30 protein-coding genes are annotated in these 24,788 nt (G+C 51.4%); 20 read left to right on the top strand and 10 right to left on the bottom strand.

Annotation, left to right across the window (positions count from 1 at the left end; translation table 11 throughout):
• Nucleotides 1-152: 152 nt before the first annotated feature.
• The 3 genes from MKQ70_RS12215 to MKQ70_RS12205 form a co-directional block, all read right to left on the bottom strand.
• A complete protein-coding gene (locus MKQ70_RS12215) occupies nucleotides 153-815 on the bottom strand; it encodes a helix-turn-helix domain-containing protein (RefSeq protein WP_248071161.1) in 663 nt (220 codons plus the stop codon).
• Nucleotides 816-1,039: 224 nt separating this feature from the next.
• A complete protein-coding gene (locus tag MKQ70_RS12210) occupies nucleotides 1,040-1,756 on the bottom strand; it encodes a CE1 family esterase (protein WP_248071159.1) in 717 nt (238 codons plus the stop codon).
• Between the two features lie 115 nt (nucleotides 1,757-1,871).
• On the bottom strand, nucleotides 1,872-2,222 hold the full coding sequence (locus tag MKQ70_RS12205; protein ID WP_248071157.1) for a hypothetical protein: 351 nt from the start codon (nucleotides 2,220-2,222) through the stop codon (nucleotides 1,872-1,874).
• Between the two features lie 70 nt (nucleotides 2,223-2,292).
• Here MKQ70_RS12205 and MKQ70_RS12200 point away from each other — a divergent pair, with 70 nt between their 5' ends.
• The 14 genes from MKQ70_RS12200 to MKQ70_RS12135 all read left to right on the top strand — a co-directional run bounded on the left by MKQ70_RS12200 (nucleotide 2,293) and on the right by MKQ70_RS12135 (nucleotide 14,581).
• Nucleotides 2,293-2,619 (top strand): RNA polymerase sigma factor, encoded by a 327-nt coding sequence (locus MKQ70_RS12200; protein WP_248071155.1) that lies wholly within the window; start codon nucleotides 2,293-2,295, stop codon nucleotides 2,617-2,619.
• A 5-nt stretch (nucleotides 2,620-2,624) separates the two neighbouring features.
• Entirely contained in the window at nucleotides 2,625-2,981 is a 357-nt protein-coding gene (locus MKQ70_RS12195) for an RNA polymerase sigma factor (protein ID WP_248071153.1), read from the top strand.
• A 75-nt stretch (nucleotides 2,982-3,056) separates the two neighbouring features.
• Nucleotides 3,057-4,217 carry a FecR family protein gene (locus MKQ70_RS12190; RefSeq protein WP_248071151.1) on the top strand — a complete coding sequence of 387 codons (1,161 nt, stop codon included), beginning with the start codon at nucleotides 3,057-3,059 and terminating at the stop codon, nucleotides 4,215-4,217.
• 243 nt (nucleotides 4,218-4,460) lie between these two features.
• Nucleotides 4,461-4,625, top strand: coding sequence for a hypothetical protein (locus tag MKQ70_RS12185; protein ID WP_248071148.1), 165 nt, complete (start codon nucleotides 4,461-4,463; stop codon nucleotides 4,623-4,625).
• 61 nt (nucleotides 4,626-4,686) lie between these two features.
• Entirely contained in the window at nucleotides 4,687-7,764 is a 3,078-nt protein-coding gene (locus tag MKQ70_RS12180) for a SusC/RagA family TonB-linked outer membrane protein (protein ID WP_248071139.1), read from the top strand.
• Nucleotides 7,765-7,775: 11 nt separating this feature from the next.
• Complete coding sequence (locus MKQ70_RS12175; protein WP_248071136.1) at nucleotides 7,776-9,185, top strand: RagB/SusD family nutrient uptake outer membrane protein; 1,410 nt, start codon at nucleotides 7,776-7,778, stop codon at nucleotides 9,183-9,185.
• A gap of 25 nt (nucleotides 9,186-9,210) precedes the next feature.
• Nucleotides 9,211-9,963: a DUF4843 domain-containing protein gene (locus MKQ70_RS12170; RefSeq protein WP_248071134.1), complete on the top strand. Its 753-nt coding sequence runs from the start codon at nucleotides 9,211-9,213 to the stop codon at nucleotides 9,961-9,963.
• 28 nt (nucleotides 9,964-9,991) lie between these two features.
• On the top strand, nucleotides 9,992-10,969 hold the full coding sequence (locus MKQ70_RS12165; RefSeq protein WP_248071132.1) for a PKD-like family lipoprotein: 978 nt from the start codon (nucleotides 9,992-9,994) through the stop codon (nucleotides 10,967-10,969).
• Nucleotides 10,935-11,087, top strand: coding sequence for a hypothetical protein (locus MKQ70_RS12160; protein ID WP_248071130.1), 153 nt, complete (start codon nucleotides 10,935-10,937; stop codon nucleotides 11,085-11,087). Before MKQ70_RS12165 ends, MKQ70_RS12160 begins: the two co-directional genes overlap by 35 nt.
• Nucleotides 11,084-11,521: a hypothetical protein gene (locus MKQ70_RS12155; protein WP_248071128.1), complete on the top strand. Its 438-nt coding sequence runs from the start codon at nucleotides 11,084-11,086 to the stop codon at nucleotides 11,519-11,521. The genes MKQ70_RS12160 and MKQ70_RS12155 overlap by 4 nt, the downstream gene beginning before the upstream one ends.
• A gap of 29 nt (nucleotides 11,522-11,550) precedes the next feature.
• Entirely contained in the window at nucleotides 11,551-11,958 is a 408-nt protein-coding gene (locus MKQ70_RS12150) for a hypothetical protein (protein WP_248071126.1), read from the top strand.
• The gene (locus MKQ70_RS12145; protein ID WP_248071124.1) at nucleotides 11,945-13,294 is read left to right on the top strand and encodes a TlpA disulfide reductase family protein; all 1,350 of its coding nucleotides are present in this window, start codon (nucleotides 11,945-11,947) and stop codon (nucleotides 13,292-13,294) included. The genes MKQ70_RS12150 and MKQ70_RS12145 overlap by 14 nt, the downstream gene beginning before the upstream one ends.
• Nucleotides 13,295-13,571: 277 nt before the next feature.
• Nucleotides 13,572-14,264 carry an alpha/beta hydrolase family protein gene (locus tag MKQ70_RS12140; protein WP_282457254.1) on the top strand — a complete coding sequence of 231 codons (693 nt, stop codon included), beginning with the start codon at nucleotides 13,572-13,574 and terminating at the stop codon, nucleotides 14,262-14,264.
• A complete protein-coding gene (locus MKQ70_RS12135; protein WP_248071120.1) occupies nucleotides 14,261-14,581 on the top strand; it encodes an alpha/beta hydrolase family protein in 321 nt (106 codons plus the stop codon). The genes MKQ70_RS12140 and MKQ70_RS12135 overlap by 4 nt, the downstream gene beginning before the upstream one ends.
• A gap of 28 nt (nucleotides 14,582-14,609) precedes the next feature.
• Here MKQ70_RS12135 and MKQ70_RS12130 read toward each other — a convergent pair whose 3' ends face one another.
• The 7 genes from MKQ70_RS12130 to MKQ70_RS12105 all read right to left on the bottom strand — a co-directional run bounded on the left by MKQ70_RS12130 (nucleotide 14,610) and on the right by MKQ70_RS12105 (nucleotide 18,503).
• On the bottom strand, nucleotides 14,610-15,314 hold the full coding sequence (locus MKQ70_RS12130) for an AAA family ATPase (protein ID WP_248071118.1): 705 nt from the start codon (nucleotides 15,312-15,314) through the stop codon (nucleotides 14,610-14,612).
• 3 nt (nucleotides 15,315-15,317) lie between these two features.
• Nucleotides 15,318-15,854, bottom strand: a complete 537-nt coding sequence (locus tag MKQ70_RS12125; protein ID WP_248071115.1) for a GNAT family N-acetyltransferase — start codon at nucleotides 15,852-15,854, stop codon at nucleotides 15,318-15,320.
• Between the two features lie 39 nt (nucleotides 15,855-15,893).
• Entirely contained in the window at nucleotides 15,894-16,259 is a 366-nt protein-coding gene (locus MKQ70_RS12120; protein ID WP_248071113.1) for a hypothetical protein, read from the bottom strand.
• Nucleotides 16,190-17,002 carry a M64 family metallopeptidase gene (locus MKQ70_RS38290; protein ID WP_308199452.1) on the bottom strand — a complete coding sequence of 271 codons (813 nt, stop codon included), beginning with the start codon at nucleotides 17,000-17,002 and terminating at the stop codon, nucleotides 16,190-16,192. The genes MKQ70_RS12120 and MKQ70_RS38290 overlap by 70 nt, the downstream gene beginning before the upstream one ends.
• Nucleotides 16,912-17,541 (bottom strand): M64 family metallopeptidase, encoded by a 630-nt coding sequence (locus tag MKQ70_RS38285; RefSeq protein WP_282456399.1) that lies wholly within the window; start codon nucleotides 17,539-17,541, stop codon nucleotides 16,912-16,914. Before MKQ70_RS38285 ends, MKQ70_RS38290 begins: the two co-directional genes overlap by 91 nt.
• Nucleotides 17,528-18,046 (bottom strand): hypothetical protein, encoded by a 519-nt coding sequence (locus MKQ70_RS12110; RefSeq protein ID WP_248071110.1) that lies wholly within the window; start codon nucleotides 18,044-18,046, stop codon nucleotides 17,528-17,530. Before MKQ70_RS12110 ends, MKQ70_RS38285 begins: the two co-directional genes overlap by 14 nt.
• 88 nt (nucleotides 18,047-18,134) lie before the next feature.
• On the bottom strand, nucleotides 18,135-18,503 hold the full coding sequence (locus MKQ70_RS12105) for a winged helix-turn-helix transcriptional regulator (RefSeq protein ID WP_248071108.1): 369 nt from the start codon (nucleotides 18,501-18,503) through the stop codon (nucleotides 18,135-18,137).
• 82 nt (nucleotides 18,504-18,585) lie between these two features.
• Here MKQ70_RS12105 and MKQ70_RS12100 point away from each other — a divergent pair, with 82 nt between their 5' ends.
• The 6 genes from MKQ70_RS12100 (at nucleotide 18,586) to MKQ70_RS12075 (ending at nucleotide 24,580) form a co-directional block, all read left to right on the top strand.
• Nucleotides 18,586-19,323 (top strand): SDR family oxidoreductase, encoded by a 738-nt coding sequence (locus tag MKQ70_RS12100; protein WP_248071106.1) that lies wholly within the window; start codon nucleotides 18,586-18,588, stop codon nucleotides 19,321-19,323.
• Nucleotides 19,324-19,381: 58 nt separating this feature from the next.
• Nucleotides 19,382-20,437, top strand: a complete 1,056-nt coding sequence (locus tag MKQ70_RS12095; RefSeq protein WP_248071103.1) for a sialidase family protein — start codon at nucleotides 19,382-19,384, stop codon at nucleotides 20,435-20,437.
• Between the two features lie 115 nt (nucleotides 20,438-20,552).
• Nucleotides 20,553-22,760, top strand: coding sequence for a ligand-binding sensor domain-containing protein (locus MKQ70_RS12090; protein ID WP_248071101.1), 2,208 nt, complete (start codon nucleotides 20,553-20,555; stop codon nucleotides 22,758-22,760).
• Entirely contained in the window at nucleotides 22,730-24,073 is a 1,344-nt protein-coding gene (locus MKQ70_RS41185) for a hybrid sensor histidine kinase/response regulator (protein ID WP_248071098.1), read from the top strand. Before MKQ70_RS12090 ends, MKQ70_RS41185 begins: the two co-directional genes overlap by 31 nt.
• Nucleotides 23,955-24,305, top strand: coding sequence for a response regulator transcription factor (locus tag MKQ70_RS12080; protein ID WP_248071090.1), 351 nt, complete (start codon nucleotides 23,955-23,957; stop codon nucleotides 24,303-24,305). The genes MKQ70_RS41185 and MKQ70_RS12080 overlap by 119 nt, the downstream gene beginning before the upstream one ends.
• A complete protein-coding gene (locus tag MKQ70_RS12075; protein WP_248071088.1) occupies nucleotides 24,221-24,580 on the top strand; it encodes a helix-turn-helix domain-containing protein in 360 nt (119 codons plus the stop codon). The genes MKQ70_RS12080 and MKQ70_RS12075 overlap by 85 nt, the downstream gene beginning before the upstream one ends.
• Nucleotides 24,581-24,788: the final 208 nt, after the last annotated feature.

Raw genomic sequence — 24,788 nt, 5'->3', positions numbered from 1 at the left:
TTGTTGTCTTTGTCTTTTTACAGGCGCCAAACAATAAAGGTAATGCTGCAATGGCCGCCGTCAGAAACAGTTTTCTCGTCATACAAATGATTTAATACTGCCCCAAAACTAGCATAAACGCAAGGGGCAGAATTGTAAAAAAACGACAACGATTACGCCTCATCGGCAGCATAAATAAAGGAAGAACTTTCGCCACCCAGGTTTTCCTGCTGCACAAAAGTATAGGGAGTGATGCCTGCGAATTCGGAGAAGTCTTTGATGAAATGAGCCTGGTCCGCATATCCCAATTCGTAGGCCAGTTGGGTAAGATCGCCGTAACGCGCGGCGCTGAGGCGCGATAAGGCCTTTTCGAAACGCAGTATCCTGTTAAACTTTGCGAAGGAAATGCCCGTGTTGTGTTTAAAACGGCGTTGCAGCTGGCGCTCCGACAAGCGATGTTGTTTCGATAACAGCCAGGCATCGAAATCATGCCGGCGCGAAAATATTTCCTGTATAACCGTGTCCGGACGGCGTTTGCTGAGTTTTTCCAGCAGGTAGCCCGATACCAGTTTCACACGTTGGCGGTGACTGGCCGCGCTGCGTAATTGTTCGGGCAGCGTGGTTTTATCGATCCAGGTAAGGTCGGGCATTAAGTTAGTAATAGCTTCGGCAGAAATGCCAAAGAACAATGGCATGGCATGCGAGTAAAAACTGACCCCGAAGTGCGACCAGGAGCTGGTCCAGTAGGCGTCGGTGGGACGGGTGTCGATACCGCTCAGGAAACACATCGGCATGATGTACGCCTGCTCGTTACGGATCGGCGCAAAATGATCCATGTCCTGGTAAATCAGGCGCGGGTACTTATCCGCAAAGACCGCACATGCACGGTGAAATCGTGCCTGCGTGCTGCATCATAACTCCAGCAGTAGCGGACGTACGGCGCCAGTTCGCGGCAAACGGGGTAGGTGGTATATCGCATGGTTGAATGTCCGCCCGAAAATAACCATCTTTTTTAATTATTGCCGCTGTTGCTGTTGAAAGAAATGGATAATGATGTTGTTTACCGCCGCGGGATAATTGTGCCCCCGGGATGTTCGTACAGGATAAAGGGATTGCCCGTATCGGAAGGGTACAGCGTGGTGTATTCCGCAACGGCTTGCCCGGTCGCCGCACACTGGTTCATTTCGCGCACGTAATCGCAGGTGCGCCGTTGCATGGCGGGCAGCACCAGCGGGTCTTTCGTACCCAGTGCGTGCAGGGCGGGTTTGGGGCGGAGCAGTGTGTTTAACCGTCCGGCCGCGCTGGCGGTAGGCGCCATGGCGGCAAAGTTGTCGCCCCTCGTAGCCCATAACAAATAGGTGAAGCCGCCGCCATTGGAGTGGCCGGTAGCATAAATTCTTGTCGGGTCGATATGGTAATTCGTTTTGAGCTGCCGCAACATCACATCGAAAAATTGTAAGTCAATATTGCTGCTGTCCGTTTCCATATGCCAGCCGCTGCGTTTACCCTCCGGGTCGGTGAGCAGTCCGGGTGTGTTCAGTCCCTGCGGACAAACAAAAATCGCTTTCCTCCATAAGGTATCGAACCGGCGGGTATAATACATGTTGCGCATCGTTCCGCCGTGGCCATGAAACGCGAATATTACCGGTGTGGGTTCGTTTTGGGCGTTGGCCGGGATGTATACCAACGCTTCGCGGGTTTGCCCGTTTACGGTGAATTGCAGCACCTGCGTGTTCTTCGGAATGATCTGGCCTTCGGCGGAGCAGGCCATCAACATAAGAAGTAAAGGTAAGAGGCGGAATGAGTGTAGCATGCGTTGATAGACGGGCGGAACGTACATAGGTTTAACGAGGCAAAAAAAGCCCGGTGCGGACCGGGCTGTCGTAAATACATTAATGTGTGCAGGGGAAAGTGTACAAACTTCCCTCGCCGGTTTTGCTGACACCGTTTTCCGTGTAGGAAATGGAGCCCCAGAACACCGAGGTGACCATCGGGTCTACCGAAGGCAAGGTGCCCGATACATACATAAGTGGGTTGTCCTGCATGTCGGTGGCGCTCACAATGTAGTTCTGGCCGGCCGAGGTATGAATAAACTTCACCTTTACATAACCGTGGGGACCTGCATACATGGTGGCGCAATACTGTGTATTTACCAGCCGGGCCTGGCTAGTTCTGATACAGCAAACTGTTACAACAGCGAGGATGGTGAGGGGCATGAGCAATCTTAGCAATTTGTTTTTCATGCGATTTGAGGGTTTAATGTGGAAAAATCGGGTTACTACGGAAAGATAGGTATTCATATACCGATGGGATTTGCCGGAATTAAGCAGCTATAACCGTAAATTGACCTTGTGCCGCCACGTGTTTAAAGTTTTCGTTATTTTTATGGCGGAACAATACGAATTTTCATTCTTGAAAGATGCTATGATAAGTGAACGGGAACTGTTGCTACAAGTGGCTGCAGGGGATGGTGCGGCGTTCCGGCATCTTTTTGACCAATATCGGCAAACGGTATTTGGCTTTGCCTACGCTCATCTCCGTACCGAGGCGCTCGCCGACGAGATCACACAGGAGGTTTTCATTAAAATATGGATGGCCGGCGACAAACTCGCTGAGATCCGGCTTTTGAGCCGTGGTTGAGAACGGTGACGCGTAATCTCACATATTCTTACTTCCGTAAAGTAAAACACCAGCGGGAGCTGCTGGACGATTACGCCTCCGCACTGCCCGAAGAAGGCCAGGATACTACCAGCCAGGTCGTGGATTATGGAGAAGTCCGCCGCCTGCTCCACCAGGCCCTTTCCGCGCTTACCGACCAGCAACGCACTATTTTTCGCATGAGCCGCGAAGAAAACATGCAATATAAAGACATTGCAGCCGCGCTCGGCATCACTGAATACACCGTGAACTACCACCTGAAGAAGGTTCTCGCACACCTCCGCGAAACATTAGGAAATAATTTATATATGCTGCTGTTGGGCGTCTGGGCTATTTTTTTCTGATTTTTTGAAATCAGACTACTTGCCTGTCTTTTTCGTGCGTCTATCTTATAACTACCCTGCCGAAAATGTAATTGTATGACCGGGAACCGACTGGAATATTTGTATGCGGCTTACATGAATAATGATAAGCTGAGTGCTGCCGAAAAGCAGGAATTGTGGTCGCTTTTGACCGATCCTGCCCTGGAGCCCCAGGTGAAAGCGTTGATGGACGAGCGTTTCGGCCATATCGCACCGCATACACTGCAAAGCGAGGCTGCCGCGGATGCTATGTTCAGTGATATTACCGCCTTGCCTCGTGAAGAAGCCATCATTCGCCCGATGCGGAATAACCGCCGCTGGTGGGCTGCCGCAGCCGTGGTACTTGGCGTAGGCGCAGGCTTTTACCTGCTTCGCCAACCAGTGCAGCATAATACCATAGGCATTGTTCAAAATGATACGATCAGCGATGCTGAGCCGGGCAGGGAAGGCGCTATCCTCACCCTCGCCAATGGCCGACAGGTGGTGCTCGACAGTCTCGGTAATGCTGTAGTAGCAGTGCAGAACGGTACACAGCTGGTAGTGAAAAATGGCCAGCTGGAATACAATGCAGGGGCAACAGGTGGCGGCGAAATACAGTTTAATACCATCACTACGCCGAAGGGCCGCCAGTACCGCGTGGTATTGCCCGACGGGTCAAAGGCCTGGTTGAATGCCGCGTCTTCACTGCGTTACCCGGTTACCTTTCATGGTAACGAGCGCAGGGTAGAGGTTACAGGCGAAGTGTATTTCGAAATACAGGACCAGGCGGAACATCCTTTTTTCGTACAGGTCGTATCCGGACCGGAAATCCGTGTACTCGGCACGAACTTTAACGTGAATGCCTATGCCGACGAATCCGTTATCCATACAACGTTGCTGAGCGGTAAAGTGCAGGTAGCAGATGCCGTGCTGCGGCCGGGACAGGAAGCCCGTTTGCATCGGCAGAGCGGTCGGATAGAGGTGAAAGAGGCGGATGCGGAAGCCGTAATGGCCTGGAAAAACGGCAATTTCTATTTCGCCGGGGCAGACATCCGCACGATCATGCGGCAATTAGCCCGCTGGTACGATGTGGAAGTGGAATATACCAATGTACCGGTCAAGAAGTTCAGCGGCACCATTCCGAGAAATGTTAACGTATCACAGGTGTTTAAAATCCTGGAAGCTACCGGGAACGTACGCTTTACTATAGAAGGAAATCAAATAACAGTAGATCGATAATCAACCAAAGTACTATTCTTCACCATTTAAAACGGCTATTATGCAATGTTTACGAGTTAATGCCGGTTAGTTTCATCCCATAAAAAAATAAACCGGAAGTGCTGCGAACACCCCGGTTTGTTTGGATGATGAACGTTATCGTTGTTTTCACAATTCTTCAACCAGAACAAATTTATGTATTTCACTGCTTTGTGCAAAAACAAAGAGCATGGGAACGCCATGCCAGCCAAAATCTGGAGGATCATGAAATTATCCTTTGTGTTATTACTGACGACCGCGTTGCACGTTAGCGCCAGCACTTCAGCGCAGAATGTGAGCGTACGGGGAAAGAAAATGCCGCTGAGAGATGTGTTTTCAGAGATGAAAAAACAGACCGGGTTTAATTTCTTTTTACCGACGAAGACCTGAAACAGCCGGGAAACTGGACGTCAATATCCGTGCAACGCCACTGGCGGCTGCCCTGGAAACTTTGTTAAAAGAGAAGTCACTCACCTTTTCGATTGTTGATAAGGTAGTGATCATTAAGAAGAAGGAATTACCCGCTCCGCAGCCGCAACCGGCCGCTCCGCCGTTGGAAATTACCGGTAAGGTGACCAACGACAAAGGTGAGCCGCTGCCCGGCATGACGGTGATGATCATTGGTACCAAAATCGGGGTGATCACCAACGCATCGGGTATGTTCTCCATCCGCGCCGATAAAGAAGGTCCGGTAGAGCTTAGTATTACGGGCATCGGATTCAAACTGAAAGCGGTGAAGGTGAAGAACAGCGACAACATTACCATCGTCATGGAAACCGCTATGGCGGAAATCGGTGAGGTGGTGATCAGTACCGGTATGTTTAACCGCAAACGGGAGAGCTTTACGGGTGCGGTGTCGACTTTTTCTAAAGAAGAATTACGCGCGGTAACCAACCAGAATGTGCTGAAAGCTTTGGCCATCCTGGATCCGTCCTTTCAAATTGTAGACAATATTGATGCAGGCTCCAACCCGAACCGTTTGCCGGAGATACAGCTCCGCGGCCAAACCGGCTTCCCGGACCTGAAAGGTGATTATACGACCAATCCTAATATGCCGCTGTTTATCCTCGATGGTTTTGAAACCACGCTGGAGAAAGTTAACGACATGAACATGAACCTGGTGCAGAGCATCACCATCCTGAAAGACGCGTCTGCAAAGGCGATCTACGGATCCAAAGCCGGTAACGGGGTGGTGGTGATCGAAACCAAACCGCCGGCAGCCGGGCAATTGCGCCTGTCGTACACCGGTAGCCTGGACGTGGAAGCACCGGATTTAACAAGCTACAAGCTGACGAACAGCATGCAGAAAATCCAGGCGGAAGTGCTGTCCGGCAAGTATTCCTCGGTTTTCCCGGCCACGGAAGCGCAGTTGTTGAGAGAATACAGCGCAAATCTGCAGGCGGCGCTCGAAGGCGTAAATACCTATTGGTTGTCGCAGCCGTTGCGCAATGGCATCGGTCAGCGCCACGGCCTCAACCTCGAAGGTGGCAGCGACGGTTTCCGTTATTCTGCCAACATGAACTATAATAACGTAGCCGGCGTGATGAAGGGGTCGGACAGGAATACCGTGTCCGGCGGCATCAACCTGATCTACCGGAAGAAGAACTTCCAGTTCCGCAACAGTTTAACAGTGGATAAAAACCGGTCGGATAACTCGCCGTACGGTAGCTTCGGCAACGTAGCGCGCCTGAATCCTTACTGGAGAATGAAGGACGAGAACGGCAATTATATCATGACGTACAACAATGGCGCCGTAGGCAACCCGTTGTACGATGGTTCGCTGAACTCCAAAGATTATACAACGTACTTCCAGATTATCGAGAACTTTTATACCGATTGGGATATTGCCCGCAACCTGCGCGTAACGGCCCGTGTGGGTATTACGAAACAGGATAACCAGCTGCAGAAGTTCACCCCGGCCAATCATTCCATGTATGCGAATGTGCTGCCGAACACCGATGCCTACCTGGACCGCGGCGAATACACTATTTCGAACGGGCAGCAGAATACCGTTAACGGCGACCTGCTAGCCAACTACTTCTTCAATGTGGGTAAGCACAACATATACGTGAATGGTGCGTATACAGTGAATCAGCAGGTAAGTAATACTAATGGTATGACCATGGTCGGCTTCCCGAACGATAAGATGGACGATATCTCTTTCGGCCGCCGGTATAAAGATGGTACGAAGGCAAGTGGTACGGAAAACACCAGCCGCTCTATCGCGCTTACTTCCGCTATCAGCTATTCTTATGATGAAAAATACCTGGCAGACTTCTCCTACCGCGGCAACGCCAGTTCGCAGTTCGGCGCAGATAAGCGCTGGGGCCTGTTCTGGTCAATAGGTGCGGGCTGGAACCTGCATAGGGAGCAGTTTATAAAAGACCTGGGTTTTGTGAACATGCTGAAACTTCGTGGTAGCATTGGTACCACCGGTACGCAGAATTTCAACTCTTACCAGTCACTCGCTACTTATCAATACCTGACCGACCGTACATACAACGGTGATATGGGACTGGACCTGCTGGCGCTGCCCAATCCGTACCTCCAGTGGCAACAGGTGAAGGATAATAATATCGGGGCTGATGTGATGCTCTTTAATATCCTGAGCATTCGTTTCGACTACTATGTCAGGGATACGAAGAACCTGCTGAGCGATATGATCATCGCACCTTCCAACGGTTTCGATACGTACAAATCGAACGTGGGAGAATCGCGTAACAAAGGTTTCCAGGCTGGCGTGAATGTACGTGTACTGTCAGACAGCCGCACCCGCACTACGCTGAACCTGTTCGCGAACGTGGCGCACAATACGAACCGCATCCGCAAAGTGTCCAATTCCCTGCAACAGCTGAACCAGGACGCGGATAATGATAAGAGCGGTACCACTACCGGTAATACGCAAAATCGCAAACCCTCCACCCGCTTTGAGCCAGGACAGTCCATGTCTGCGATCTGGGTGGTGCCGAGCAGGGGCATCGACCCGGCGAATGGTAAAGAAATTTATGTGAAGAAAGATGGTACGCTCAGTTATGTATGGTCTGCCTCGGACTACATCGTAGGCGGCGACAGTAACCCGCTGTACAATGGTACATTTGGTGCTAACCTGCTGCATAAAGGTTTCTCGGCCAACTTCGCATTTAGCTTTAAAGCAGGCGGACAGCAATACAATTCAACTTTGGTAAACCGTGTGGAGAATGCGGATTATAACTACAATGTGGATATACGCGCCCTTACCGATCGCTGGAAACAGCCGGGCGACAAGGCGCTGTATAAAGATATGGCCGACAGGACCGATACCCGGCCTACATCCCGCTTTGTGCAGGATATGAACGAGCTGCTGTTCTCTTCTGTTAGTCTCGGGTATGACTTCAGCAACATGCGTTGGGTGCAGAAAATGCACGCCAGCCGCGTGAACTTCATGCTGAACCTGAACGACCTGGCGCGTATCAGCACTGTTAAAACAGAACGGGGTCTGGATTATCCCTATGCCAGGACGATTTCCGGTTCTTTACAAGTAACCTTTTAAGCGTATTAGTCATGAGAATGAATCGCATATTATTATGGGCCCTGCCGGTGGTGTTGCTGAGTTCCTGCAAAGACTTCCCGGACGTGAAGCCTAAAACACAGATAGATGCCGAAGTGGCTTTCAAAGATGAACAGGGTTTTATGGATGCGCTCACCGGCGTGTACCTGGGCCTGAACGCCGATGCCCTGTACGGTAAAGAACTGAGCTATGGCCTTGTAGACGTGCTCGGCAAACAGCATACCCGCTTTACCAGTACTTTTCACGAGTACTACTACGCATCGCTGTACCAGTATACGAACGTGGCCGTACGCGCCAAAACCGACGGTATTTACAAGGGTATGTACAAGGCCCTGGCCAACGATAACAACCTGATCGCCAACCTTGGCCGTGCCGATAGAAAGCTGTTCCGCGGCGTCAATTACAGCATCATCAATGGCGAAGCGCATGCCCTGCGCGCTTTTATGCACTTTGACCTGCTGCGTTTGTTCGGCGCCTCACCGGCCGCTGCAGGCGGCAATACGACGAAGGCTATTCCTTATATGGATGCGCTGACCGTGGATGCATTGCCTCGTTTAACCGTAGCGGAGATGCTGACAAAGATACAGGCGGACCTGGATGTGGCGGCTGCCGCCCTGAAACCCGTTGATCCGATCGTGCCCGGCAGCACCACGACCGTTACCACTTACCTGCGTGATCGTTATTACAAGTTCAATTACTTCGCGGTGAAGGCTTTGCAGGCGCGTGTTTACCTGTATGCCGGCGACAATGAGAAGGCCCTGGCGGCGGCGAAAGAGGTGATTGAATCGGCGGTGTTTACGTTCACGCCGGACTTTGAAATGGATAATGGGAATAAAGTATTTACAGAAGAACTGGTTTTTGCGCTGTTCAAGGCGGATATGCTTAATATTTCCACCAATTACTTTACACCGCTGGCGACCAACCTGCTCACCAAAAACAACGACGCAGAGTTCCAGCAGGTGTACGAAAGCACGGCCGATTATCGCTATGCGAAAATTACTTTGCTGGACAATGCCTCCACCAATATCCGCTACAGCACGAAGCTGATGCAGGCAACGGGCCTGGCCAGTTCTATGAACAAGATGCCTGTTATCAGGATATCAGAGATGTATTACATCGCGGCCGAGTGTCTGAAAGCAACGGATATGTCCGCGGCAGTTGGTTACCTGAATACGGTGCGCCGGGCCCGCAACGTCAGCGCGGATCTGCAGCCGACCATGACGGAAACGCAATTTCAGAACGAGATCTTTAAGGAGTACCGTAAAGACCTGTACTGCGAAGGCCAGCTGTTCTACTATTACAAACGCCTGAACCTGCCGCAGATCGGTGGTGTAACGGCCGATAATTCGGTATATGTGCTGCCGCTGCCCGATAATGAAGTAGAATATGGCAATGGCAAATAATTCTGTCAACTTAAAAAAGGAAAAAATGAAACATATACAACTGGCTTTATTGTTCCTGACGGTACTGCTGTTGGGCGCCTGCCAAAAGGAAATAGGCGCTTACAGCGATGAGCCGCGCGTGTACTTTTTTGAACGCGCCGCCGACCTCGCACAAACCCGCATCACTTATAAATCTTTTACGTTCGTTACACAGCCGCTGGCGGTAACGAAAGATACTTTTCTTGTAAAAGTGAAGATCATGGGTGAAAAATCGGCCATGGACCGCGTGGTGCGTGGCCGCGTGATCGCGAAAGGTTCCACTGCCATTGAAGGCAAACACTTTGAATTGATAGATGGCTCGGTAAAAGCGGATTCGCTTTTTGGTTATATCCCGGTGGTGTTGTTCCGTACGGACGATATCAAAGACAGCGCTGTAAACCTGAACCTGGGCATTGCGGATACGAAAGATTTTAAACGCGGTGTGGGTGAGGATAGCGTTATCACTATCAGCTGGAGCGATAACGTGGTGAAGCCCTCCAACTGGGACGCGCTGATCGGCTTGTCTTACTACTTCGGTACGTACAGCACGGTGAAATGGCGTTTCATCATCTCTGTGACGGGTGTTGATAATTTCCCGCTGCAACAGAGCGGTCGTATTCCGCCTGCGCCGGGCGAATATACCAACGCCGGTATGCTGGATATCAACGCGCTGCTAAAGACCGCGCTCAATGCTTACAACGCCACGCATCAACCGGCATTAACGGACGAACGTGGCCAGCTGGTTACTTTCCCGCTTTAGGGTATGTTTCAAACTTCAAGTGTAAAAAATGAAATTGAAAATAGCTTATATCATAGCCACTCTGGGTGCAGCGTTTGTTTTTAACGCCTGCAAGAAGGATCTCGGCAATTACGATTATTCAACGGTGAACATCGCTGCTATTGATACGGCGGGCATCGGTGGGGCCAGGTATGTAGAGCGTTACGGCATGCTCGACATCAACCCGAAAATTACTTATGAGGGTGGAAACATGACCGCCCTGAAATATAAATGGATCATGTACCCGCTGACCACCGGCAGCACAGCGCCGACCAAACCTGCGCGCACTTTGTCGGAGCAGCTGCATTTAACCGCGCCGGTAACCGAAACCGTGGGAGAGTACCGCCTGGAACTGATCGTTACAGATACGGTGAATCAGCTCAAATCTAATATGATATTCACCGTGGTGGTATCTGTGGGTATCGAGTATGGGGTAATGGTACTGCACGGCACGGCCGATTCTTCCGATGTAGACTTTTTAATTACGGCAGATGCGGTGCCGCTCAGTGGTATTAGTCCGCGCAGGTTGCGTGGTCTGTATGCCGCGTCTACAGGGGCTAAGCTGCCGGGTGTACCCCGCTTTGTAGCACAGGAAAGACGTACAGGCAGTACGCAGAACTGGATTATGCTGGGCAGCGATAAACACATTTCGCGGGTAAGCGGCTCGGATTTCTCTTTACTGAGAGAGGATAAGTCCTTCTATCGCCGCTCCGATGCCGTGGTTGCACCGGAAACGTTCATGTTCCTCAATAACTCGTACAGCGCCCTGATCAACGCGGGTAAACTGCACGTATACACGACAACCTACGAAGTGGACGCCTTGTTCAGCGCGCCGGTACCCGGCGATTATGAACTGGCGCCTTACCTTGCTAACGCCAGTGCTTCCGGTATGGTAGCCGTGGTATACGATAAAGAACGGCCGCTTCATTCACCCTGCTTCGGTAGCTGGCAGTATGATCGATTTCAAAGCACCGATCGTAGGCGCTAATATGTCATTCGATCACCGCAATGTGGGTAAGGACATGCTGTACATGGACCGCGGTTACCTGCTGAATACGCACTCTTTTTCAAAGATCGTACGGGTAATGGGTACTGGTTATATGTGAGCAACTTCAACAAAGCCGACGATGGCAATATGGTGATTGGCGCCTATAACATGACCAATCTCCCCGACATCGCCGCTGCAAAGTTTTTCCAGGCCAGCGAACTGGGGTATGTTGATATTTACGCCACGGACCGTAAGATCTATGCATACGACTACCAAGGTACCAACACCGCGAAAGTGGTATTCGATGCGTTACCGGCGAACGAAACCATCACCGCGATGAAGCTTTACAAACCAAGGCCCAACTTCAACCTGAGCGCAGTAGAAGGCCGCCTGCTCTACATTGCCACCTGGGACGGTACACAAGGGCGTTTATATGAAATGGCTTTCAATGGCGTGAGCGGTGATATTACCGCCACCCCTAAAAACATATTCACCGGCTTCGGCAAAATATATGACGTGAGCGCAAAGAACCGCGGCTCGGGTACCTATTAATCAGGGAAACCATAAAATAACCACACCAGATGAACAAGAAAGGCTTTGCCTTATCGGCGCTGCTGGCCCTTACAACGGGGCTGGCGGTTGCCCAGAGGCCATACATTGTAACACCGGATCACCCGGTGGCGGGCGATTCCGTGACGATCTTTTATAACCCGGACAGTACCGTGCTGCGCGGATTGGCGCCGGTAACGGGCGTAGCATACTTTTACCAGGACAATGCCTGGAATGCTTACGACGTGCCAATGAAGATGAATGACAGCGGTTGGGTAGGTAAATTGCTCATTCCGGCAGACGCAGTACTGATGGTGAACAACTTTAGCGCGAACGGCAAAACCGATAAGGGCGGACGTGTTACCTATGCCCCTGACATCCGACCGCCAGGGCCGACAGTTGCCGACGTCTTATGCTGCATGGGGTATGCTGCGCACTAAAGCGCTCCGCCGCGAAATGCCGGATATTGTTGACGAATCGGCCATCATCGCCAATAATGTAGGTGTATTCTGGATGAACCAGGAATTGAAAAACTTTCCGCAAAGCCGCCGCACGATTTTCCTCCCGGCTATGCGCATCCTGAAAGCCGAAGATCCCGCTAAAATGGACACGATCCTGCCACGCGAAATTAAATTCATCACCAGTTTACCCGACGTTACGGAAGCCGAATTACGCGCCGTAAGTGCTGCTTACCGTGAGCTCGCGGGTAATTATGCGAAGGCCGATTCTATAAACAATATCATCATCGCTAAGTTCCCGGATGGCGTTACGGCCCGCGATAAAGCATTGAAAGCTTTTTACACGGCGGCTCCCGCGCAGAAAACCATCGTACAGTGGAAAGCGTTTATCGCCAAATTCCCTTACGAGAAGTTTAAGAATGTAAACAGCGAAGAAGATCGCATGTGGTACGATAAAGCCTTCCGTGGCGTGGTATACGAGCAGGTAGGTAAAAAGAACTATGATATTCTTTATGAAATGGCGCCGGTATCCCCGTTCGTTGGGCTTACCGAATTTCATCGCCTGCTGGTACTGGGTGCGGAAAGCCACGGCGAAGTGACGCTGGACTTCATTTTTCCTTATTCCAAATTGCTGGTAGAGGAGATTGAAAAGCGCACCAATCGTAAAGATGGCAATGAAAGCAGGATCTACAGCGAGTCGCAGTGGAAAGATCACCTGCTGGATTACGCGCTGCCTGCTTTCATGGGTCACGCCTCCCTGCTGCACCGCAAAGGCGACGATAAAACCGCGCTGGTATGGATGGAGAAGGTAAAAAGCCACAAAGGGAGCAATAGCGCCGATTTCATGGGACTTTATGCTACGTTGCTGGAAAACAACGGCCGTCATAATGATGCGATGCAGATCGTGGAGAATGCAGTAGCTATGAACAAGGCTACACCGGAAACGATTGCCCTGCTGAAGAAAGAATACATCAAAAAGAACAAAAGCGATAAAGGTTTTGATGCCTATTTCGATAGTCTGAAAAGTGCCGAAACGTTATCGGCGCAACAGGCGCATATCCGCGAACAGATGATCCGCCAGGATGCGCCGATGTTCAAACTGGAGCAGCTGAAAGGCGGTTCGGCCGATCTCGCAAAATTGAAAGGAAATATCGTGGTGCTCGATTTCTGGGCTACCTGGTGCGGTCCGTGTAAAGCGGCGCTGCCAGGCATGCAGATGGCAGTAAACAAATATGCGAACGATAAAAACGTTAACTTCTTTTTATCGCCACGCAGGAAACCAAGCCCAATTACAAGGAGGAAATCAAATCATTCCTGAAAGAAAATAACTACAACCTGAACGTACTGTACGACGCTAAGAACACTAACGGCCGCCTTGATAAAACGTACAGCCAGTATGCGAAGGAGCTGCATTTCTCCGGCATTCCCGCTAAAATCATCATTGACGGCAAAGGCCAGATCCGCTGGACGTCCAACGGTTACTTCGGCAGCCCGAGCGCACTGGCCGATGAGATCAGCTACATCATTGAATTGTTAAAGAAGGAAGGATGATCAAACGCATTTTTTCGTGTTTTTGTTAATGAGAACCCTCGTACCTGGCGCTTTTAGCCGTACTTTCCTCCCGCAGCGACTCGGTTTTCTTTACCCGCGACACCATCCGTTTCGGCGCTACACTTACGGTGCCGGCAGGTAAGCAACATTACCCCGGCGTAGTATTGGTGTCTGGCACCGGGAAACAGGATCGAGACGGCACCATGGCCGGCAAACCTATGTTTAAAGCGCTGGCAGACTCCCTGTCGCAACTGGGTTATGCCGTACTCCGTGTTGACGATCGGGGTACCGGTCAAACGAACGGTGTATATGAAACGGCTACTACCGGCGATTTTGCGGATGATGCACTGGCGGCGCTGGCGTACCTGAAACAACAGCCCGGCGTTACCAAAGCCGGACTGGTCGGCCACAGCGAGGGCGGCGCCGCCGCGATCATTGCGGCTGCCAAATCTAAAGAAGTTGATTTTGTAGTCACGCTCGCCGGATTGGCTACGGATGGCTTGCAGGCGTTGAAATTGCAGAACATCGGCATTATTGAATCGGCGAAAATTCCCGACTACGATAAGAACCGCCACAAAACAATTAATCTCCGGATGTTTGATACAGCTTATCGTTACGCTTATACGCCCCAACTGGCGGACAAGCTGAACGCCACGTACGCGGCATGGAAACATGCGGACGACAGTGCTTTCGCGAAAGATAAACCCGGAGAACACGACCACATGCGATTTTTGTGACATCTTATGTGAGCCAGGCAATGGGCGCATGGTATCAGTATCACCTGCGCTACGATCCTGTGCCGTTGCTGAAAAAGATCAGGGTACCTTTCCTGGCGCTGAATGGCGACAAGGATGTGATGGTGCCTTATAAAGAGAACCTGGAGAATATCCGCCGCTATGGCGGAAAACAGGTAACAGTGAAAGTTTTGCCGGGACTCAATCACCTGTTCCAGCATTGTATTACCTGCACCCGCGAGGAGAGTGCAAGTCTTCCGGAGGTCTTTGCCCCGGAGGCCTGGCAGGCCATGCGGGATTGGATGAAACGCTTTTTGTAGGAGAGGGCCGCTGTCATAGCGGCCTTTTCTATTCGGCGTCCAGTTCGTCGAGAATCCGCGTTTTCATAGCCGTATTGACGTAATCCCGGGCTTCGGCGTAAGAAATGCCATACTGCCGTTCAATTCCCGTCAGGTGGGCCGGAAATTGCGCGAGGCGTTTATCGTAATAAGCGTCCAGCTCCACGACGCCGGGCATGTCGTATTTCAATTTCAGTTGGAAACGGCGCAGCAGTGCGCCATCGATCAGTTCGGGGTAATTGGTGGCGCAGATCAGCAGGGTATCTGAGGGGAGATAGTCGATCTGCTGGATCAACGTATTTACTAAACGGCGGATTTCGCCGGAGTCTTTATCGTCTGTAACACGCATTTTGCCGATATGATCGAATTCGTCGAGGAACAGGACCGCCTTTTCGCGGATGGCTTTTTCGAACAACAGCTGCAGGTTTTGCGCGGTTTCACCCAAACGGGACGATACCAGCGTGCTGAGGTTTACGATCACGATATTCTTGCCTAAAACAGTGGCGATTGCTTTCGCGGTGGTAGTTTTGCCGCAGCCGGAGTGGCCGTGCAGCAGTATTTTGTTATCAACCGGTAGGTTGTATTTCTTCAGTTCCGCTACGTGGCGGTGCTCCCGCAATACCTGGTCCAGTATGGCTCTGTTCTCACGGCTGAACTGGATATCGTCCAGCGAAATCTTTTCCTGGTCCCGGATGGTAAGGTTGGTTACGTTCATTGCTTAGTCCTTGTGCGCGGCAAATCTACGAATTTCGTACACGAAATTGAGCTTTTCGGGTTCTCCGTAATAGGCCACGTTCACTTCATTTACCTTTTGGGCTCCCAGGCGGGAGATCGCGATCTGTGAACGCAGGTTGTGCTCGCCGATGTGGAAATACACGATATCTACATATTGAAAAATGTAATCCAGCATCAGTTTTTTTACGGAAGGATTCATGCCCTTACCCCAGAACCTTGTACCGTAAAAGGTATAGCCGATCAGGATGCTGTTGTTCTTTTCGTCGTAGTCGTAAAAACGGGTACTGCCGGCCACCTCGCCCGTCGCTTTATCGATGATCTTAAACGCTCCACGGCTATGCATGGCGCCATCGAAAAATGTGCGGAACACCTCCCGTTGCCAGCGGTCTTTGTTAGGATGCTGGGCCCATACGGCGGGATCGGCGGCGACTGCGTACAACAAATCGAAATCTGATTCCTGCAAGGGGAGGAGGAGGGCTTTTTCGTTTTCGAGGGGTGTTTGTATCGAGAATGTGGGCATAGACAAGTGTTTGGGTCGAATATACGATAAAGAAGAAAGCTAGTTGGCCAGCAACTCCGCCGTGTACACCATGCCGTCGATATCGATGCCGAGATAATAAATGCCGGCAGGTTGCCCGCTCAAATCGAATTCGTATTGCTGCGATCTGCTGATACGACCGAGGTCGCGGCGCAATATCTGCGCGCCCGCGGCGTTATATACTACTATTTTGCCCCGGGCGCCCGCGGCTGCATCACCTTCGTATACGAAGCGGTAGTGGTGACTGGCAGCGTCCTGGTATACTTTGTAGTTAAATTTCGTTAAAGGGTTTTTTAGTTGGATGTTCGCCGACTGTATCACTTTGCCGTCTGCATCGGTAGCATGCAGCCGGTACCACGTCTGCGGTGCGTGAAGGTGTTTGTCCATAAAACTCCGCTGTCCGGCCGGCAGCAGCGCCAGCCGATGGTATAACCGGCCGTCGAGGCTGTATTCCGGATGTAGTTCACCGCCGCCTGGTTAATAGAATCTTTCTCCCACTTCAGTTTATTTACACCCAGCGAAGTAAAGCCCTCAAACGGCAGCAGTCCCGCCATTTTCTCCACCGTCCAGCTAATGGTACGGGTGTAGCCGGCGGCGGGCAGGTACGATTTAGACAAGCCGGTAGCATCGGTCACCACCGCTTTCACCGTATTGGTACCCGATACAAAAGACGTGTAAGGAATAGTAATGCTGTCGGTAACAGCCAATGGTGTATTGTTCAGAAACCATTGTACGCTCACGCTGTTATTGGTCGTTTGCAGTTTCCTGATGGTAAACGGTCGCGGGCTGGTTCCCATGATCGTAAATGCGGTGGATAGCGGGGTGTAACTATCGATCATGTTTACTTTCGAATGGATTTTGCTGATCAGCGCTTCGACGCAAACGGAGCAAAAGGCATTGCCGAGATACTGCATCCGGCAGCTCTGGTGCGGTCTGTACCAGTCGGACGCCGGCGCCGAGCCGCCATAAGCGTACACCCCGATATTGTTAATGCCTACCCAGTTTTTCCATTTTACCGTAGCGGGATTGCTTGTAGCCGTCATATTTGCTTTTTCGCCCGCGTATCCTGCGCCGGCCCAATATTCGTCGGCCAGTCCGCCGAAAGAATGACCAATTTCATGGATCGCGATTTCCGCAGCTGAAGTGTGGATGGTAGACGTAGCATACGTGCCACCCGCGCCGCCATAGTAGGGGAGTTCGAGAGCACAATGCCTTGCGTGTACTCCGGTACATTGGTGGCCAGTACGTTGGTGATAGGTGTAACGTTCGCCTGGTAAATGAGCCGGTGTATACTGTTAAAATCAAAGGTGGAATTGAAATACGTGCTGGGATTAGCGACGGGCTGTCCGCCGGAAGACGATTCATCTGCCGCGGTACCCGGGTGTTTAGCGCCCGATTGTGCCGATGGGACTTCTATGGCGAACACGTTGAAAAACGCGCTGTACGTAGAAAATGGTACGGCCGCCATCAGCGCGTTTTTTACCGAGGTGGCATTGTTAATATAGGTGCTGAGTTGTGCGGAGGTATAACCATCACCCACAAATACGAAATTGATGCGTTTACTTTTATCGCCGGTCTGCTGGATCGTAGACACCGGGAAGGTTTGCGAGAATCCGTACGCTGGCAGCAGCAGGAGGAACAGTAAGCGTAACGGTTTAAAACTTAGCATGGTAGATTGTTTTTAGCTGTTGTTGGCTGTTTGGGGACTGAATAATTAGTGTTTTCAGACCAGGTTGATGTTGAAAGCGGATCGTCATTTCGCCTTCGGCAGCGCGGATGACGGTGCGGGTAAGGGCCGCGTCGTTATTAGGTTCGCCGGGGTATTCCACTTCCTGGTTCAATGGGTCCTGCACCTGCACATATTGTTTTCCTGCGTCGCCGGTTATTTCACAATTAAAGTAATGTTGTTGCGGCGCCGGCTTTTCAGCCAGCATGTCGGGGCTTAACAGGCCATTTGCAAATTGCTTCTGCTGCAGGCGGAAATGGTAAGTTTTAGCCATGCTGTCGTAGCGTACCTGGTAAGTAAGAAAGATGATTTTCCCCGCAGCGGCCGGATCTTCCGCGATATGCAGCTGGTCCGCGGTCAGGCGTCTGCCGGCGCCGTTGCGGACAGCCTGGCAGCTAATCGCCAGTAATGCGAGGAATAATAATATGGGGGCGACGTGTTTAAACATACGTGGGGCGTTGGTCAAAATTAGTCTTTTTTACGATGTTTCTGATTCACCGCAATTGGCCGGTTGTATACGGCGATTGTGCATTGTGTTATGCCCTCAGTTGCTGCTTTACCCGGGCACGATGTTTTTTTCCCCAGTCGATCATCGCGAGAATTATGTCCGCGAAAGATTTACAGTAGGTGGTGGCTTCATATTCCACTTTCGCCGGGAAGTCAGGGTCATCCAGCCGCCTGATCAGGCCGTTCAGTTCCATTTCTTTCAGCTCGCGCGATAGCATGCGCCGGGTAATGCCCGGAATGCTGCGTTCTATTTCCCTGAAACGCCGGTTGCCGTTGCAGATGGAGTTGATGATCGGCAACTTCCACTTGCCGCCGATCACGTAGATCGTGTCCTGTAATGCCTGCACTTCTTCAGCGGGGTTTCTCGGAGAGGAAAGCGTGTTTTTTGTTTTTGCCATACCTGGTATCATGCGTTATACTGGTTACAAAGTTATACCACTTTGCCGGTACTTTTGTCGGGTAAACGTTAAATATCATCATATGGAATTAAGTGGAAAGACCGCCGTTGTAACCGGCGGCACGAGCGGAATCGGCTATGCAACAGCTCTCGAGCTTAAAGCCCGCGGCGCGCAGGTGATCATTACCGGCAGAACACCTGCCAACCTGGAGAAAGCTGCCGCGGAACTGGGGGTGCACGGTATACTGGCCGATCAGTCAAAGCTCAAAGATACAGACAACCTTGTGGCGGAAGTTGGCCAACGTCACGGGAAAGTAGATATACTGTTCGTTAATGCCGGGGTGGCCGGTATGGGACCGATAGCGGAGGTGACGGAACAGTTTTTCGATGAGATGATGAATATCAATTTTAAGGGTGCCTATTTCACTCTGTCGAAATTTATCCCGTTACTGGCGGATGGCGCATCGGTAGTATTCCTGTCGTCGAACACGGCCACGATGAATGGTGCACAATCCTCCGTGTATTCCGCGAGTAAGGCGGCGTTAAATAAGGTGATGAAGATTGCCGCACAGGAACTCGCACCCCGCAACATCCGTGTAAATGCGGTAAGCCCGGGCCCTACAGCAACCCCGATTATGAAAAAGACCGGGCTTGACGATGCGCAGATGACACAATTGTACGACGCACTCATTGAGCGTATTCCGTTGCACCGTATTGCGCCGCCGCAGGAAATTGCGAGCCTTGTCGCTTATCTCTGCTCGGACGCCGCGGGCTTTATTACCGGTGCTGAGTTTCTCGCCGATGGAGGACTGTCGCTGTAAAACGCCAACCATATCAATAGCAATAACAGGAGCAAACGTGTTGTCATAAAGTAAAGAGTTGCTGCTATTATTAGTCGCAACTTTTTTCCTTATCTTACAAGATGAAGCCACTTTTTTTCTGCTGCTGTTGATGCAGTCGTTCTTCGCATTCAGCCAGGCGTCCTGGAAACAATCGCAGGCCGAGCTCATTTTCGATAAAGCGCCTTTTGCGCAGTGCCATGCTTCCACCATCGTAGAATATGCTCCCGGTAAATTCATGGCTGCCTGGTTCGGTGGCGCCCACGAAGGCAATAAAGACGTGCAGATATGGGCCAGTACGTCCATAAAAGGCGTATGGTCTGCACCCATAGCAATTGCATCCGACAGCATGCGGCATCCCTGCTGGAACCCGGTGTTGTTTCTCGATCAAAAGAAAGTATTACACCTGTACTATAAAGTAGGCCCCAACCCGCGCGACTGGTGGGGAATGGAACAGGTATCCACCGATAACGGGAAGTCGTGGTCGCCCGCCAAACGGCTGCCGGATGGAATTTTAGGGCCTGTCAAAAATAAACCGTTGCAACTGGCGGATGGTGTTATTATCAGTCCGTCCAGTAAAGAAACAGACAAGGCCTGGCGAGCTTTCATTGAACGCTCTACCGACGGCGGCGCCAGCTGGCAGCTGGTTCCTGTGGATACGGCAGGTAAATACGATATTATTCAGCCCAGTGTACTGCAATATGCCGATGGCCGCCTGCAACTGCTTTGCCGCAGTAAACAGGGATCCGTCATGCAGTCGTGGTCGAACGATAAAGGGCTTACCTGGGGCGCTGTGTCACCTACATCGCTGATCAACCCCAACTCCGGCACCGATGCCATTACGTTGCGCAATGGCTGGCAGATGATCGTGTACAATCCCGACAAACCCAGCAAAGAATGGAGTGAAGGTCGCTCCGTCCTCAACGTCGCCGTTTCGCGCGACGGACAAACCTGGACGGATGTGGCCAACCTCGAAAACAAACCGGGCGCTGAATTCAGTTACCCCGCCATTATCCTTGCCAAAGATGGAAAAGTACATATCACGTACACGTATGATCGTAAGAACATTAAACATGTTATACTAACCGCGCAATAACTGGTTGTATTGTAACATGTTCCATGGCCGCACATTACGTACGGCCTTTTTTGTTCGCCTAAAAAGTCCTAATTTTCATGGTGGGAGAGCGATTTTGTACAGCCAAACATCTGTAATGCGAAAAGTTATTTTATTTGCCACGTTTATGAGCATCGCGCTGATCAGCGTGGCTGGCCTGCCCGTACGCTACCTGGGCATACAGCAGGGGCTTTCTAATAATGCAGTGACCACGATTTTCCAGGATACACATGGGTTCATGTGGATAGGTACCTACGACGGCCTTAACCGCTACGATGGTTACACCTTCCGGAATTACCGCAATATCATTGGCGACAGTACTTCATTGTCGACCAACAACGTATACAGCATCGAAGGCGACAGCCTGCGTCGCGTTTGGGTGGGCACACAAAACGGGTTAAATGTATTTGATCCGCGCACCGGGCATTTTTCGCTGCCTGCTTACGTGAATGTGAAAGGACAGAAAGGTCCGCTGTTAGGCGAGATTTCCGCGATCCGGGCCATTGATGACAATACAGTGATGGTAGGCTCGCAACGAAGCGGATTGATCGTGTTTGATCGCCATGAAGGTGGTAAACAGATATCGCTGCCGGGCCGCGGGGGCAACTATCATGTACATGCGGTAGAATATGATCGGCAGCGCCATACGATTTGGGTGTTCGTGGAAGATGCGGGCCTCTTTAGGTATGATGTGCGAAAACAGGAGCTGATCATGGAGATGGGCAGCATCCGGCAGGTAAACTGCCTGCGCCCGGATAATAAAGGCCGCATCTGGATGGGCACAGACACGGACCTCGTATTATATGATCCGGCAACTAAACTGCTGACCGAAAGTTTTATGCCCGTGAAAAGCCCGGTGATCAGCATTGCCTATGATCAGCAACAGGTGCTGTGGATCGGTTGTGATGGCGCCGGCGTTTATCAGATAGCGCCCGGCGATGCGATGGCCCGGCCTTTCCGCGCCGATCCCAATTCGGCGCAGATCAGCAGTAACGCGGTGTATGCAATGTATGTCGACCGCGAAAACCGTAAATGGATCGGTACCTTGCGCGGTGGACTGAATGTGATCGATCCCGGTAGCGGCGCTTTTCAATTGGTGCGTTATACCGGTAAAGACACGCGCATCGCGGAAAATTTTATTCTTTCTTTTTGTGAAGATGGAGATAATCTGTTTATCGGTACTGATGGTGCGGGTTTGCGCAAATGGAACCGCCAGGATAATACTTATACGGAGTATCGGTATGACCCGAAGAATACCGCATCTGTCAGCAGCAACTTTATTACTAACCTGGCAAAAGATGCGCAGGGCGATATCTGGATCTCTACCTGGTTGGGCGGTGTAAGCAGGTTAAAACATGGCCGGCAGCAGTTCGAGCGGTTTACGTTATTCAATCCCAATACGCAGCGCGAAGAAAATAACGCCTGGATCGTTTACGAGGACCGTGAAAAAACGCTCTGGGCGAGCGCTTCCAACGATGGCTGCCTGTACCGCTTCAACCCCGCAGCGCAACGGTTCGAGTTATTCGGCCCCGACATCGTTAACCTGCAAAGCATCGCGGAAGATAACCAGGGCGTGCTCTGGGGCGGCACCTACAATTCGCTGGTACGCATCGACACCAAACATAAGCAACACAAAGTATACGCTATTCACTACCCGGTACGCTGCATCCGCGAAACCCGCGAAGGAGCTTTCTGGCTGGGCACACAGGGCGGCGGTTTGCTGCTCTTCGATCGCGCTACGGGCAAGTTCAAACAGTTTACGACGGTAGACGGGCTGCCCAGTAATACGATATTACGGGTGCTGGAAGATCGCGCCGGCAACCTCTGGCTCAGTACTTATTCCGGTCTCGCACGTTTTAATCCTGCTACCAAAGCGATAGATCTGTATTCGCAGCAAGATGGATTACAGAGTAACCAGTTCAGCTTTAATGGTGCGCTGGCCTTACGGTCCGGGGAATTTGTATTTGGCGGCATTAACGGCTTCAACTTGTTTAATCCCGATAGCGTGGCGACCGAGAAGCTAACCCCGCCGGTTTTCCTCAACAGCCTGAAAGTAAACAATCGTCCGATAGAATCGCTGCCGGAGTACATTGCTGACCGTGACCAGGAAATGATTACGCATATCACCCTGCCTTTTGACCAGGCAGTGTTGTCGCTCGATTTTGTAGCGCTGGATTATTCCGGGGCCGATAAAATCAAGTATGCAAGTATGCTGGAAGGTTGGGATAAGAGCTGGAACTTCCAGAGAACAATCGTAGTGCGGGGTACACCCGTTTGCAGGAGGGCGACTACCTGTTTAAGGTAAAAGTGTCGCGGCCGGGTATTGGCTGGGGACCGGAAACGACGCTGTTGCGCGTAACGGTATTGCCACCCTGGTACCGCAGCTGGTGGGCCTACATACTATACGCGGCGTTGGTGTTCGGCAGTATCTTTTCTTATGTGAAATACACCCGCAGGCAGGAGCGCCTGAAATACGAAATTCAGCTGGCGCACCTGCAAAACCAGCAGGAAAAGGAGCATGCCGAACGTAAAATGAGTTTCTTCACGAACGTGTCGCATGAATTCCGGACGCCGTTATCGTTAATTATTAATCCGCTGAAGCACCGGCTGGACCAAAATCCCGACCTGGACCTCAAAGTGGCCTATCGCAATGCGCGGCGCCTACTTAGCCTGGTGGATCAGTTGCTATTGTTCCGGCAGGCCGATTCGGGCGCGGACGCGCTGAAGGTATCGCGGTTCAATATTATCGGTTTGTGTGATGAGGTATACCAGTGTTTTATTCAGCAGGCGGCGGCGCGGCAGATCGACTACCAGTTCCGTTCGCCGGCCGGGGAAGTGCCGGTGGAGGCAGATTATGAAAAGATAGAGATCGCATTGTTTAATTTGTTATCGAACGCCTTCAAGTTTACGCCGGACGGAGGAGCCATTGGCCTCGAGTTGCAGGAAGCGGGGACTGGATATGTTTCCATCGCCGTCAGCGATTCGGGTTGTGGTATTGCGGAGGCAGACCGCGATAGCATATTCGATAAGTTCAGTCGCGCAGGCGGCGGATCGAGCCGGAAAAGCGGCTTTGGTATCGGCCTTTACCTCGTGAAGCATTTCGTTGAGGGGCATAAGGGAATTATTTCGGTGGATAGCAAACCCGGCGCCGGCTCCCGCTTTTCGATGTTGCTGCCGCGCACAACGGGCGAAACGATGGCCAACCTACATACACCGCCGGCCGCCAGTTTGCTGCTGGAACTGGCGGAAGATATTCCTGCACCAGCACCGGAACGCGGGTTGCCCGAAGACGGTCGCACGGCCTCCGAAATCGTGACCGACCGGAAATCGATATTGATTATTGACGACGACCGCGAAATACGCGAATACCTGCTGCGGCTTTTCGGGGATAAATATTACGTGCTGACGGCAGCCGATGGTTCGGAAGGGTTTGCCCGTGGCAGGCAGCCAGCTGCCCGATCTGATCATCAGCGATGTAAATATGGAGGGCATGGATGGCGTGCAGCTTTGCCGGCAGGTAAAGGCCTCGCCGGTATTAGGTCACATTCCCGTGATTTTGCTTACCGCGGCCTCCTCGGCCGACAGCCGGCTCGAAGGGGTAGCAGGGGGCGCAGATGATTACATGACCAAACCGTTCGACAGCCAATTGCTCCAGGCGCGGGTAGAGACCATCCTGAAAAACCGGAACCTCGTCCAGCAATTCTTTTTCGATAGTATTACGCTACAGCAATCCAGTGTGAAGGTGCCGGCAGCGTACCGGAGTTTTTGCAACAGGCCATCCAGGCGGTGGAGGCCAACCTCGATACGGAGGACTTCACCATCCAGAAGTTCTGTAAATCGATGGGCATGAGCCGGTCTACCGTCTACTCCCGCATTAAACATGTATCGGGACAATCGCCGAATGCCTTTATCCGGTCGATCCGCATCCGCCGTGCGGCCGTGTTAATGCTGCGCGAAAATATGAATGTGAACCAGGCCGCTTTCCAGGTAGGTATCGCCGACGTGCGGTATTTCCGGGAGCAGTTCGTGAAACTGTTTGGTTTAACACCATCGGCCTACATTAAAAAGTATCGCCCTTCCTTTAATCTTGACCTGAACCTGTTGCGGCCGGAAGGGGATAAATGATCTAAACTGCTGTTTGTCAATATGAAAGAAGAAAATTAAAAGTGAGCGGTAAGCAATTTACCCCCATTTTTTAATAGCTTGTCCACCATTTTACCCCCATACCAGTCTTACCTTAGCCGTAGAACATGAGAAAAAAGCCGATAGTGAACCGGCGTCAACTGCAATAGTCTAACAAATCAAATTCCGCGTGTAATTATGAAAAAATTAC

It is taken from the genome of Chitinophaga sedimenti, assembly GCF_023156195.1.
Classification (GTDB): domain Bacteria; phylum Bacteroidota; class Bacteroidia; order Chitinophagales; family Chitinophagaceae; genus Chitinophaga; species Chitinophaga sedimenti.
This window is presented reverse-complemented; position numbering and strand designations above follow the sequence as displayed.

Bases quoted from the DNA above. Each gene is read 5' to 3' on its own strand.
- MKQ70_RS12215 (WP_248071161.1), bottom strand. From the start codon at position 815: ATGGATCATTTTGCGCCGATCCGTAACGAGCAGGCGTACATCATGCCG.
- MKQ70_RS12210 (WP_248071159.1), bottom strand. From the start codon at position 1,756: ATGTTGATGGCCTGCTCCGCCGAAGGCCAGATCATTCCGAAGAACACG.
- MKQ70_RS12205 (WP_248071157.1), bottom strand. From the start codon at position 2,222: ATGAAAAACAAATTGCTAAGATTGCTCATGCCCCTCACCATCCTCGCT.
- MKQ70_RS12190 (WP_248071151.1), top strand. From the start codon at position 3,057: ATGACCGGGAACCGACTGGAATATTTGTATGCGGCTTACATGAATAAT.
- MKQ70_RS12185 (WP_248071148.1), top strand. From the start codon at position 4,461: ATGAAATTATCCTTTGTGTTATTACTGACGACCGCGTTGCACGTTAGC.
- MKQ70_RS12175 (WP_248071136.1), top strand. From the start codon at position 7,776: ATGAGAATGAATCGCATATTATTATGGGCCCTGCCGGTGGTGTTGCTG.
- MKQ70_RS12170 (WP_248071134.1), top strand. From the start codon at position 9,211: ATGAAACATATACAACTGGCTTTATTGTTCCTGACGGTACTGCTGTTG.
- MKQ70_RS12165 (WP_248071132.1), top strand. From the start codon at position 9,992: ATGAAATTGAAAATAGCTTATATCATAGCCACTCTGGGTGCAGCGTTT.
- MKQ70_RS12160 (WP_248071130.1), top strand. From the start codon at position 10,935: ATGATCGATTTCAAAGCACCGATCGTAGGCGCTAATATGTCATTCGAT.
- MKQ70_RS12150 (WP_248071126.1), top strand. From the start codon at position 11,551: ATGAACAAGAAAGGCTTTGCCTTATCGGCGCTGCTGGCCCTTACAACG.
- MKQ70_RS12145 (WP_248071124.1), top strand. From the start codon at position 11,945: ATGCTGCGCACTAAAGCGCTCCGCCGCGAAATGCCGGATATTGTTGAC.
- MKQ70_RS12130 (WP_248071118.1), bottom strand. From the start codon at position 15,314: ATGAACGTAACCAACCTTACCATCCGGGACCAGGAAAAGATTTCGCTG.
- MKQ70_RS12125 (WP_248071115.1), bottom strand. From the start codon at position 15,854: ATGCCCACATTCTCGATACAAACACCCCTCGAAAACGAAAAAGCCCTC.
- MKQ70_RS12120 (WP_248071113.1), bottom strand. From the start codon at position 16,259: ATGGACAAACACCTTCACGCACCGCAGACGTGGTACCGGCTGCATGCT.
- MKQ70_RS38285 (WP_282456399.1), bottom strand. From the start codon at position 17,541: ATGCTAAGTTTTAAACCGTTACGCTTACTGTTCCTCCTGCTGCTGCCA.
- MKQ70_RS12110 (WP_248071110.1), bottom strand. From the start codon at position 18,046: ATGTTTAAACACGTCGCCCCCATATTATTATTCCTCGCATTACTGGCG.
- MKQ70_RS12105 (WP_248071108.1), bottom strand. From the start codon at position 18,503: ATGGCAAAAACAAAAAACACGCTTTCCTCTCCGAGAAACCCCGCTGAA.
- MKQ70_RS12100 (WP_248071106.1), top strand. From the start codon at position 18,586: ATGGAATTAAGTGGAAAGACCGCCGTTGTAACCGGCGGCACGAGCGGA.
- MKQ70_RS12090 (WP_248071101.1), top strand. From the start codon at position 20,553: ATGCGAAAAGTTATTTTATTTGCCACGTTTATGAGCATCGCGCTGATC.